Consider the following 12,380-nt stretch of genomic DNA (forward strand, 5'->3'; position numbering starts at 1 on the left):
TTCTACCTACTAGGGGAACTTGTAAATAGTTTAGTCCAAAATAACTAACATTATTTTTCCCCTCCTACCTTACTAGGTAAGTTTCAAAGGAAATTTTCCGCACTTTTGAGAAAAAAGTTCAAAAAAATAAATCCTGATGTTTCCACCAGGCTCTAAAAAGAGTTATGAAATTCTAAACCAACCGATGACTTTCCCAAGCTTCACAGTACCTGACGCATCATAGAGCGAGCCATCTGCCATAAAGACTCGTTTCACACGACGAGTGATTCCACCACCACCGATTTCCAATTGGTCGTTGATGCCATTATGATTATGATCAGAATACCCATCGACATTCTGTTCCACACCGTCAATACTTTCTCCGTCTGAATCCGTCACACAAATCCCAATATGACCAAATGGTTGTCCTACGGTGTCAATGACGTAGAAATCACCTGCTTTGGGATTAACTCCCCAAGCATCGTAGATAACTTGAAAACCATTGGATTGTGCCTTCTTCAAACAATCAATCGCATTGGTGTAAGACATGTTCTTATCGGTCAGCTCCTGCACAATCTTATCCACTAAAGCCACACACTGCCCACCATAGGGATTGGTTGGTACAGTGACTTTCTGACCAACCTTAGATAAGGATGACGCAACCACACGACTGGCCATACTGGTTGGAAGGCTACTCGTTGAAGATAAGCCTTTGTTTACCTTCAATGTTTGTCCAACTTTTAGAATGTCGGTTTTCTTCAAACCATTTACCGCAAGTAGACCATCAACCGTAAGACCAAACTTCCGGGCAATCCCATAATAGGTATCTCCCTTTTGTGCTGTATAGGTTTGTTCAGAATGTCCAAGGCTTGTGCCTGCGACATCCTGCTCCAGCACCCATGACTTGATACCACCCAACAGATAGGCTCTCTTGCTGCTGGACTGGTGAACATTCTTCACTTGGAGGATGTTGTAGGTGCGTCCCTTGACCCAATTAGTGATTTTCTGACCTGTTTGATAATGAGTCGCATGATCAAGCACACGAACACGATCCCCAACGTGATAGGTAGGGCTAGTAGAAGAATTGGGGCTTCGTCCTTGGTTACTGGGAGGGGAGGGCACAAGGGTCTTAACTTCAGCTCCTGTGATGGCAGAAACAAGCCCTTTCGCAATTTCCTCCTTCTTGCTCTCAAAAATCGCCATATCCGCTTCATTATCAATAAAGGCAATCTCAACTAAGCGATAGCTGTAGCCACGGCTAGCTGCTTCGTTGGCATTATAGAGCCAATCCACCTTCTTAATCCCTCGATTTGGGAAATAGCGCGAAAGAAGAGACAAAATAGCCTCATCTTCCTTATCCGCTGTTAAAGAAGACTGGATCAATACTTCAGTTCCCCTAGCACTGCCATTAAAAGCATTGAAGTGCAGTTCCGTAATCGAGTCATATCCCTTACCAAGACGTCCAAGGCTTCGATAATCATAAACATTTTGGTCAGTAATATAGTCGATAGAAGTTCCACTATAGTTCGCCATTCGCTTCGCTACTTCTCTCACCTTACCAGCTTCTGTAATACCTAATTTGGCATTGACCGCTCCAGGATCATAGGCTGTCCGACCTTGACCGTGTCCGCAAATCACAAGATGTTTTCCCATATCTATTCTCCTCTTTCATTCATTTGTTTTAAAATCGCTTGTAGTTTCTCTGGAATAGGCAACCCTATTCGAACAGTATTCTCTAAAATACTTAGACCTTCATTGCTGAGGTAAAAGAAAATCACCATTGTCCGAATCGTTCCCCCTTGTTTGATAATAGCTGTATCAATCAAATAGCCAATTGAAACTAAACATAAAATGGCAATCTTTTTAAAGATGCCACGAAAACCGATACTGCTGGATAGCTGTTTCTCAACAACTGCCGCAAAAATCCCTGTCAGATAATCAATCACAATGAAGACAAGGAGGGCATACAAGATACCATCCAACTCTCCAAATAGACTTCCGACAAATCCTCCAATCATCGAAAAAAGGAGTTTATTGAGCGTTAACAATTCCTTCATCTGCCACCTCACTTTCTGCTAGTTTTTCCTCTTCAAGGCTTGGGTCTGACCAGTCTGGATTTCCGAATTCATCAAACCGCATGAGATAGAAACAATCTTGGAACAGGTCAGAAAGATTTAGGGTCAAGGCTGTGCTGCCCCACTGGTTAAAGGCCCAAACCATTTCTGTTGTCACTAGCTGACGCTTCCCATTTTTTAGAACTGGTCGGCGTACCTCTTCCAAGTACATGTAAAAATCCTGTTCAAGGGTCTTACATCGAATAAACTCACCGTTCTTTCGCATATAAGACAGAGCGGTTTCTAAGTTAAAGGGTTCTGTAACCTTATCCATATTGAGTAGTGCCATTGTTCTCTTCTCCTTTTTCTTCTTCAGGTGTTGTATGAGCTTCTAACAGCTCTGTCAATTCCTGTTTTTCTTGACGCAATCGGCTAAGCTCCTCATCTCTTTCCACCAATTGGATGGCAATGAGGTTCTTAGCGGTGATTTCATCAGATAACTTTGTGACGAGTTCTTGAATAGTTAGTTTTAGTGATTGGTTAATCTGTTCTAGATTCATGTCAAATCTCCTTTATTTGATGGTATCCCAAGTCAGAAGAACATCGCCTCGACCTGTGATATTGACTAAGTGTTTAAAATTATGATTGAACTGTTGAAGAACATCCTTCAAACTGACATAGGTGGATGCATTACGATATATGCGGATATCGCCAATATTAAGGACAGATGTCGGTCTATCCACTGCTCGGTGGGCATCGATAGAAAGGCGATTGGGAAGAGTGACAATGTTCCAGCCATCTGGATTGGTATAAGGTGAACTCGCTAATCTGACACTATCACCAACGATATCAATCTGGTCATCATTTGCCCCATTCCAAGCTCGAATACCGACAAAACCACCATCATTGGCATTCCAATTATTCCAGCGGTTTGAGCCGATAATGGTCACACCACAGGGCTTGCCATTGGATGTTCCAGTCTCAAACGAAACCCATTGATGGGGATAGCCTGAAACCTCTCGCGATATGGAAGGAGAATTGGTGAAGAACTTGATATTTCCTTGGGTGAGATGAATCTTCATAGCTCCATTTAGAGCCGTTAAAATGCCTCCCGAGATGTTGTTGGCAGATAAGGTTACTGCCTGTACTTGGGTAATGAAGGCTGACTTGGCAAAGAGCTGTCTCAGATAGGCATCGTTTGCCATAAACTTGTTAAAGAAAGCTTGATCAACTTTTAACTTATCAGATGTGATCGCTTCTGAACCAATGCGAGCCGCAGCGATGAGTCCTGAGGTGATTTTTCCTGCATCAAGACTGGCAATCTTTCCACTTGCAATGACGCCATCCTGAATATAGGTCGTCCCTGTGATTTGAACCAACTTTCCATCAATTTTTACCGATCCATCCTTATTGAGATTGAGCTGACTCAATACCGTTCCTGCACTGGTCAAATTTCTTACTGACCATGAGCCTGCAAGAGTGCTCACTTGGGTTTGGATGGCATTTACAGTCGTAGTCGTTGCTCGGCTAGTCTCAAGACTGCCAACCCTCGTCACAATACCGTTTGCCGTCTGAATGACTTGACTGATTTGATTGGTATGGTCTCCTATCGCTCGAGTATGATTTGAAACAGTGTCTCGAACTTCATGAAATACGGTTTCTCTGACGAATTCTTGAGGAGAAATGTGCCAATCCGTTGGAATAGTCCCGACTTCTAGCTGTGGATGAAAGAAGGAAAGATACGTTCCACTCGTTCTAAATGCCAATACGTTATGCAAATCAAAGAAATCAAACGCTCTCAGGCGATTATTCTCTAAATTCCATGTGTAGGTTGACCAAATGCGATAGAGCTTATCTCCCATCTTTTTGATTTTTGCGGGCTGTTCATTATGCCGATCAGGGGCAGTGAACCAAGTACAAGAAAAATTTCCTTCTGAGATAAAAGTCGCATCCGTTTCGACAAAAATAGATTGTGTGTAGGTCGTCCCTTTTGTAGGAACAAAATCAAAAAAACGACCACTCTGAGGTAGAACCTCCTGATGGATATCCCTCCTGACACCAGAACTAAAGCGCAAAGTCGCTTTTTTAGTAGCCTCTTCCCAAGTAGTATTCGTGATACCATAGCCCATCACAAAAGCTTTATCTGTATTTCGCATCAGGTTCACTCCGCCTATTTGAGTCGGTATCTTCCCTTCGACTTGACTTAATCTTGTGGTGATTTCTCCTGCTGTCGTCGTAATCAAGGTCTCGACTTGAGACAGATTCTGATAGCCTTTCTGACCCAAAATCTGTTCTAACTGCACGTTGCTTAGCTTCTCCTCAATCTGCCCTGCCTGTGTTCGAATACTTGTCTCCGCATTCGAAACCCTACCAAGTAAAGTATTGAAATCCGTTTTAGCCACTTTTTGAGTGATGGCATCCTGTGCGACCCTTAACTCCGCTTTCGTTTGTGCAATGAGAGTCGCATTGTTACTGGCTTTTGAAAGGGCAACATCCGCACTTGATTTCACTCCATCTACGAAAGCTTTGTCTGCCTTTAGGGCAATAGACTGATTGGTTTGGTGAAGGCTAGTCGTGTGACTTTCTACGGTCTGCTTCACTGTATTAAAATCCGTTTGACTAACTTTCGAAGACACATCATTCACCAATTGACGAATTTGAGTTTCTGCAGTCGATAATTTGCCTGCTTCTTCTGTTAATCTGGTAGAAACTTGTTCTACCCCACTTGCTGTTTGTTGGATGCTGGTCTTGACACTCCTAAATTCATCTGTCACATCTTCTGGAGAAGGTGACCAATCAGAAGGAAGTGGTCCCAGAGTTAACTTGGGTTTGTAAAACTTGAGGTAGGTGCCACTCGTTCGAAAGCCAAGCACACGGTGAAGATGGAACACATCAAAGGCTCGCAAACGTTCGTTCGTCAAGGTCCAAGTGTGGGTACTCCAAATTTGATAGGTATTTGTTCCTATTTGCCGAATGAAAGCTGGTGTGGTTTGATGCCCCCTTGAGGTATACCAGCTCCACTCTAGACCATTCCTCCCAAGGAAAGAAGCATCCGTATCCACTAACATAGACTGGGTATAAGTCGTTCCATTTTGAGGAATAAAGCTAAAAAACTGATGATTCTGCGGAAGAATTTCATCGTATCTCGCTTTTTCAACTCCAGTTTGAGTGAGGCTAAGAACTGCTTTTTTCTCGCTTGAATCCCAACTAGTATTGGTGATGCCGTATCCCATGACAAAGGCTTGATCCGTTCCTTTCACGAGATTCACCGTATCAAGACTCACTGGTATCTTTCCTTCCACCTGACGAATGTCAGTCGTGATGCGGTCTCCTAACTGTGTGATGGTCGTCTCGGTACTCGTTACTCTACCAGTTAGGCTATCCACTACCTGCTTACTGGAAAGAAGTTTCATCTCCTCCTTCGTTTGGGTGAGACTGGTACTGACTGTGGTCAACTGTCCACTTAACAGAGCCTTTGCTACATCAACCAAACGGCTAGCTTCTAAAATAGCCTGAGCTTTAGCCGTCGCAATCTTCGTCTCTGTTTGACTTCGTTCACTAGTGGTGAAACGATTCGCTTCTTGAACCGCTTCAACCTTGGCTTGTTCTGCCCTTCTGAGGGCTTCTCTTGCCCCAGTCTCTGCCTCCTCCGCCTTTTGTTTGGCTTCTGTGGCTAGATGTGTGTTGACCCCTGCCTGTGCCAACAAATCTCGGGTTGTCCGATTCTGCTCCTCTTCCTGTTGATGCATTCGTTGGTTGACGGCAGAAAGTTCCGAATCAAGGCTCGCCTTTAGTCGGTCCGCATACACCTCTCCATGACTTTGGGCTTGCTCGATGGCATCGTCAATCGCTGCTTTGCCTTTCTCAAATGCCGCTTCAAAAGCTCTGTTGGCATGTTCAATCGCTGCTTCAATAGCCACATCTTCACTTCGCTTGTTTCCTTCGACAAGAGAGTGTGCCAAAGTAGACAAACCACCACTAGTGCTAGATGTACCAACAGTTGCCTTATCGTCAAAGGTAATCGAACGATAACTCTCAGCCAAGGGGTCATAGTCATAAGCGACAGCTTTCTTGGTCATATCAATGCCATGCAGCCGACTTTTAAGAGTTACCGTATCACCCAAATGAACCGTCTGCCCATCCAACTCATAAGCTTCAATGGTAAGGGTATCCTTTGGTCGATCAATTCTCTCCAAGCGAAACTTAGCTCTCGCCCACTCCTCCAACTCTTGTCTGGTTTTCAAGTTATTATTGGTATAGGTCACTTCATTGATGAAGGGATACTGCGTAATCAGTGGGCTATCAACTGTTACTGTAAGCACGGTTTCTTCGTCTTGACCTTCCTGTTTGAAACTTGAGGTCGCATGAATCCGAGTGATCATCTGGGAACTTTCTGTTGTTCTCTGATACGTTTTCAAATTAAAATGAGTAGAAAGAATGACACCACGGTTCTCTCCACGATTGGACTGAATCGATAAGGCAAGGTTATCTCTGACCAACTCCCCCTCCCAAGTGCCCACAATGGAATGGTTGCCATCCAGTAAGGTGGAATAAAGCGTTTGTTCCTTGTCTGCCGTGTAGGTTCGAGGTTTGACAATATCACTAGTAAAGGAAAAATCACCCAGAGGCGTTTTACTAGCCATCACAAGGCTGGTAAGAGCAGTTGCACACGGTACTTGTTCGCACCTAAAAGGAGCTAATAGCCGAGTCATAATGTCTTCAGAAATGTGATAAGCTGTCACTTCAATACTACAATCCCCTTCAATCACTTTCTTGATACGAAAGAGTTGATGCCCCAATACTGGGACTGGACTGCGAACCAAGTAGTCCTCTTTCAACTCCCTGTATAAGCCACTATCTGTAATGGGATAGGTAAAGGTCAGGACAAAATCCCCATTCAAGATTTCTTTGACACTGGCCTTTATCGTTTCAGGAAGTGCCTTCCCATGCCATTTTGCCGTTTTAACTGTTTTGTCTAATAATGAAAGCACTAAGCCCACCCCCAATTCGTTTCAATGGTCAATGAGGTCACACCAGTCCCTAAGACAACCCCAACTGAGTCCTCTTTTCCAGCATCAATGGAAATAAAATCGCCAGCCCATTTGATGGGCTGACCTCTTTGTGTCCTAAAACTAGGTTGACTGGGGTTATTCTCCATGATGAGCGTTTCTTGCAAGCGTTCCAAGCGAATAACCGCATCTCCAACGGTAAAACTCGTCTCACCACCAGAATTTCCAGTAATGGTAATCTTAGGAAAAGAGATGGCAGAACCCTGACACCGAAGGCTTCCACTTGTCCTAAATGCTTGTACGTCGGTCCTTTTAAACCACTTTGTGGGATGACACAAAAAGGTCACCTTGGTTTCATACACACCGAGTTTGTCTTTTTGAACGGGGCTGTGATGCGCCTTGTAACACCAAAAGCGGATTGTCGTAAAACTGGCAGTTTCCATCCAAAAGCCCTCCTTGAGAAAAAGTTTCAAAAAGGAATACAACTGCTCTTCACTTGGCTTGACCAAATACAGTTGATAGGACAATTCCATCACACCTCGGTGAGGGTTGGTTTGGAGCACGGCACCAGTCAATCCTTGGTGTTCAATTAACAGCGTCTTACTCTCATTCACTGTAATGGACGGACTATCTTCTACGATAATCTTAAAGGGAAAACTGGCAGTGGAAACACCACCAATCGTTAAGGCATTCTGTCGAATCATGGTCTTACTCCTTTCAATCCTTGTTGGCGTTCGAGTTCATACAAAAGTTTTTCTCCTACCATTTCCGCCAGACGATGAAGGTCAGCTTCTTCTCTCACCGTATTTCCACTAATGGTAATCTGAATGGGTGGGAAATGACTGGTCATGGTTTTGGCAATCCCTCGTCCGATAGCCCCTAAGGTTTGTTCATTGAGAGGAAGAACAGCTTCTCTCCCTGCTTCGCCACCCACCATCAACCGATTCCCACTCATGCCAAAAGCCGTGGGCTTGGTTAAAATCCCACCCTTGGCATACCAGTCAATCCCAATACTGGGAAGATTTCCCTTCAACCAATCAAGCGGATTGGCAGAGCCAGACACTCGGAAATGAGGGAGAGGGATGTGCGGCCATCTGATTTGGAAATGAAAGAGATTTTTAATGGCGTTAATGGCAGAGCTGACCGCATCTTTTGCCCCATTGATGGCATTAGAGATACTACTTTTGACATCATTCCAAACGGATGAAACCGTATTTGAAATCCCATTAAGAACACTAGATACTGTATTTCGGATGCCATTCCAAGTATTTGAAATGCTTGTGCTAATATTGGATAGAATCGTTGATACAGTAGATTGAATAGATGACCATATGGATGAAATAACAGAACTAATAGCTGAGAGTACATTTGAAATCGTATTCTTAATCCCTGTCCATGTAGTTGTTATATACTGGGCAATGAAATTTAATGCTAAGGAAATCAAGGATTTTATTCCTTCCCAAGCTAGAGATAACACTTGTTTGATGGTTTCCCATGCTCCAGACCAATCACCAGTAATCACTTGCATAACCGCCTTGATAATGCCTAAGACTACACTGATGGCTGTTTCAACCACTATCTTGATCATTTCCCAAGCGGTTGTGATAATCAGTCTAATGTTCTCCCAGCCAGCTTTTATCAATGGCTCCACTATCCCCATCACAGTCGAAATAACTCCTGAAATTGCAGTCCAAACCGTGCTTACTGCAAGCAAAATCAACTCTTGATTCTCACCCCACCAAGAAGTTAGTAGCCCCCAAACGGACATAATAAAACTGGAAACGTCCTCTATCACGGTTGAGATAAAGCTAGAAATGGCCGTCCATATTTCCATGACAGCTGTCCGAAATCCTTCATTCTGTTGCCAGAGTTCTTGGAGGGCAACCACCAAGAGGGCAATAACCGCAATTATTCCTAAAACCATACCTACAATTGGGAGGGCAGCTGTTATCATGCCAACAATCGTTGTTCCCATCGCTAGGGCGGCGGCTTGCAGGGCAATGAAAATAGGGAGGACTAAGCCAACTCCAGCGACCAAGATTCCAACAAGGACGATAAACTGTTTCACAGGTTCCGATAGTCCAGAAAACCATCTTGCCACATCTTGTAATAGCTCTGCCAGTACCTGAAGGATGGGGGCAAGTGTAGCCGAGAGGGCATCACCGATTTCTGCCATGGCTAATTTGGCACTGTTTTGTGCTCTTGTGAACTGGTCAATGGAATCAAGTGTCCCTTCATAGGTTTGAGTGACAATGCCCTTAGCTTTCTCGGCTGTTCCTGCCAAGTCCTCAAAAGAGAATGCCCCACGCTTGATGGCATCTACCATTCTTGGAGCAGCTTTGCTTCCGAAAATGTCAGAGGCAAGCGATAAAGCTTCTGTTTCACTGGTAGACTGCTTGATTAGCTCAACCGTTCGAGCCAGCCCATCTTTTAAGGTCAAGCCATCTTTGGCATAGGCAACCGCAGCTTTTGATAGGGAGGATAGAGCAGCTGATGAATCCACACCAGCCTTTTCAAAACGACCCATTAAGGTCACCCCATCATCAAAAGACAGCCCAAGGGACTTAATCTGCGGTGCTCCAGCCACTGCCTTATCCATCAACTCCTGAACCCCTACACCTGTCGCTTGACTAGTATAAGTAACCGTATCAAGGACTCGTGTTAAATCAGTGACTTCAAGACCATAAGCTTCAATCGCTTGTTTGGCAGAAATCGCAGAGCTTGTCACATCACTGCCATTGATTTCAGAGAATTGAATCAGTTGAGTGGAAGCAGATTTGAGAGCATCTCCTGTTAAACCAAACTGGGTATTTAATTCGCCAACAGCACTACCAGCAGTCTGAAAATCTGTGGGAATCTCCGTCGCTAGCCGCTTTGCGATGTCTGTCATCGCATCAAGCGCTGAACCTGTCGCTCCAGTCTTTGTGACAATGATATCCATTCCCTCATCAACCTCTAAAAAGGCATCAAGTGTCTGTCCACCAAAGTCAATCAACTTCTGGGACAACTCTCCCAATTGATCCCCAAATTCCATGAGCAGGTCAGCTTTAAGAAGGTTGTTGGTTTCTGATAGGCTTTCCTGAACAGAATGAGAACTAGAAGACATTTCCTCCATCTCCTGTTGGAGATGGTTATAGGCTGTTTTAGTTTCATTGAGTGTTTTCTCAAGTTTATTAGCTTCAAGAGAGTTCTCACCATATTCAGCCTTGGTAAGAGACAGTTGTTGTTCAAGATTATGGATTTGTCTTTCCAATAACTCCGAATTAGAAGCAATCTTTTTCTGGGCCAATGCCAATTTTTCCGATTCACTGGCAGAGCTTCCTAAAGCAGATTCTTGGAGTTTGAAGGAACTATTAAGATTGTCACTTTCAGACACCAATTGGGCTTGTTCACTTTGAAGTGCAGTCAACTTGGACTTATTGCTTTCGACCTGTGTGCCGTTTTCAGCGAGCGTTTTTGAAACACTGTCTAGTTGACCCTCATAGCTTTTAAGAACAGTCTGAGTGGTTTCCAGTTCCCGTTGAAAAGCACGGTACTGGTCTGCCCCAATGGTTCCAGCCTTGAATTGTGCTTCGACTTGAGATTGAGCTTGGCGCAAAGTTGCCAACTTTTCTTTGGTTGACTCAACTTGTTTTGCCAAGACTTCCTGCTTTTGGGTCAGAAGAGTGACGTTTCCTGTATCAAATTTCAAAGCCTTGTCAATTTGACGCAGTTCTTTGGTGGCTTCGCTAGACGCCTTGTTCACACCCTTTAAGGCCTGTTGTAAGGGCTGAGTATCCCCACCAATTTCAATCGTAATTCCCTTAATCGTTCCTGCCATAGTCCCTCCTTTCTAAAATCAGAAATTATCAAAATCTGCTTGAGTAGCTCTACGCTCAGTTCCTTCTTCTCTCGTTCGTAACTCCACATAGTCTGTCTGGTAATCTAGCGCCATTCCAATCGAGATATGTTTTAAATCATCAATAGAAAGTCCAGTCTCCTTACAACAAGAAAAATAACTCTCTACTGTGAAGACTTCCTCGCTCGCTGCTTCTGTTTCATCTGCTTTTTTCGAGTCATCATCCCTTGGTTCAACATCTCCATCAAAACTGGTGCTACCTCTTGTACTGGAAATTCCTCCATCTCCAGAAAGAAATCCATAAACGGTTTAATGCGAGGATTGGCAGACTTGGCAAAGACCCAAAATAATCTATGAAAAAAGGTCATGTCAAAATCAGACAAAATAGAAACATCAATATGATGTGCCTGTAAATCTTCTCCTTCTTCCAACTGGTCAAGTTTTGCGAGGATTGCTTGACTATTGACCATCGAGAATAAATCTTGGAAATAGTCCTTGCCAAACTGTTCTTTGTAGGCGATTGGTGTATAGGCATTGGTGGCGAGTTCGTAATTTTTTTCATCAATTGTGATACTTGTTCTCATCTTCTTCTCCCTTATTTATGAGGTTCAAAGACAGTCTTGAACCAATTTTGACGGACTTCATCACTGGTCTCTTCAGTTGTTCTACGACGCACCACCTTGTCCAGTGGGCGTGGACTGGCCGTAAAACTTAGCTCCACCTCATTGATATCAGAACCTGACTTGGTTTTTGAGCCAAGTGCAGGGCGTGAAGCATAACAGTAATACAAAACATGTAAGGTTTCTTTCTTGTCTCCTTCAAATCGGAACATCAACGCAAAGTTCTTCTTCTCGGCATTTGCGACTTCTGAGATGGTGTTGGTTGTCGCATCCAACTGTTCTCCAAGCACTCGAGTCAGAAACTCTTGCGAGAGTAAAGCTACCTTGAGTGTGCCCTCATAGCCATCGTTTGATTCTGCGGTATAAAAGTTGATATTATCTGCCTTGTAAGAACTCTTGTCTCCAGTTGGTTCAAGGGTTAATTCTGCCGCACCACGCAAACGTTCAACCGTTCCATAGGTAAGAGCACCATCTGCTCCTTCATTCGTTACTTCTGCCCAATGGACATCTTGTAGTCCAAAGGTGACTTTATTCTTTTCAGCCATTTCTATCCTCCATTTAGTGTAATGTAATAGGTAATTTGATAGAGTTTTTCTGATGAAATATAGGTCTCTACCTTGTCAAAATAAAGTTGGTGGCTATCAAACACTGTTTCCACCTTTTCTTCTGTTCCTAAATCTTTCTTACTGGTATACAGCTCAATCTGAACAGTGACTTCTTTGTGATAAGCCCAGTTATCCGCCCCAAGGTTTGCGGAATCCGTCACCAGATAGACCATAAAGGGAGGACTGGGACTATGGCCTTCCTCAAAGTGATGATAGGCTACTGGAAGGGTGGTTGTTTTTAAAAGTTGATAACATTCTAATAGAGTCATAGGAAC

Annotated in this window: 10 protein-coding genes; all 10 read right to left on the reverse strand. The window is 43.8% G+C overall.

Features of this window, described 5'->3' with window-relative positions:
* Positions 1-162 precede the first annotated feature (162 nt).
* Entirely contained in the window at positions 163-1,632 is a 1,470-nt protein-coding gene (locus tag BFM96_RS09610) for a LysM peptidoglycan-binding domain-containing protein (protein WP_068993522.1), read from the reverse strand.
* A 2-nt stretch (positions 1,633-1,634) separates the two neighbouring features.
* Entirely contained in the window at positions 1,635-2,036 is a 402-nt protein-coding gene (locus BFM96_RS09615) for a phage holin family protein (RefSeq protein ID WP_068993525.1), read from the reverse strand.
* Positions 2,011-2,382 carry a hypothetical protein gene (locus BFM96_RS09620; protein WP_068993528.1) on the reverse strand — a complete coding sequence of 124 codons (372 nt, stop codon included), beginning with the start codon at positions 2,380-2,382 and terminating at the stop codon, positions 2,011-2,013. The genes BFM96_RS09615 and BFM96_RS09620 overlap by 26 nt, the downstream gene beginning before the upstream one ends.
* Entirely contained in the window at positions 2,360-2,593 is a 234-nt protein-coding gene (locus BFM96_RS09625; protein WP_068993531.1) for a hypothetical protein, read from the reverse strand. Before BFM96_RS09625 ends, BFM96_RS09620 begins: the two co-directional genes overlap by 23 nt.
* Before the next feature lie 12 nt (positions 2,594-2,605).
* A complete protein-coding gene (locus BFM96_RS09630; protein ID WP_068993534.1) occupies positions 2,606-7,024 on the reverse strand; it encodes a phage tail spike protein in 4,419 nt (1,472 codons plus the stop codon).
* The gene (locus tag BFM96_RS09635; protein WP_068993537.1) at positions 7,024-7,746 is read right to left on the reverse strand and encodes a phage tail protein; all 723 of its coding nucleotides are present in this window, start codon (positions 7,744-7,746) and stop codon (positions 7,024-7,026) included. The genes BFM96_RS09630 and BFM96_RS09635 overlap by 1 nt, the downstream gene beginning before the upstream one ends.
* A complete protein-coding gene (locus BFM96_RS09640; protein ID WP_068993540.1) occupies positions 7,743-10,862 on the reverse strand; it encodes a phage tail tape measure protein in 3,120 nt (1,039 codons plus the stop codon). The genes BFM96_RS09635 and BFM96_RS09640 overlap by 4 nt, the downstream gene beginning before the upstream one ends.
* Positions 10,863-11,044: 182 nt before the next feature.
* Positions 11,045-11,464, reverse strand: coding sequence for a hypothetical protein (locus BFM96_RS09645; RefSeq protein ID WP_068993543.1), 420 nt, complete (start codon positions 11,462-11,464; stop codon positions 11,045-11,047).
* A gap of 11 nt (positions 11,465-11,475) precedes the next feature.
* Complete coding sequence (locus BFM96_RS09650) at positions 11,476-12,045, reverse strand: major tail protein (protein WP_068993546.1); 570 nt, start codon at positions 12,043-12,045, stop codon at positions 11,476-11,478.
* Positions 12,046-12,047: 2 nt separating this feature from the next.
* Complete coding sequence (locus tag BFM96_RS09655; protein ID WP_068993548.1) at positions 12,048-12,374, reverse strand: hypothetical protein; 327 nt, start codon at positions 12,372-12,374, stop codon at positions 12,048-12,050.
* Positions 12,375-12,380 lie beyond the last annotated feature (6 nt).

It is taken from the genome of Streptococcus himalayensis, assembly GCF_001708305.1.
GTDB lineage: Bacteria > Bacillota > Bacilli > Lactobacillales > Streptococcaceae > Streptococcus > Streptococcus himalayensis.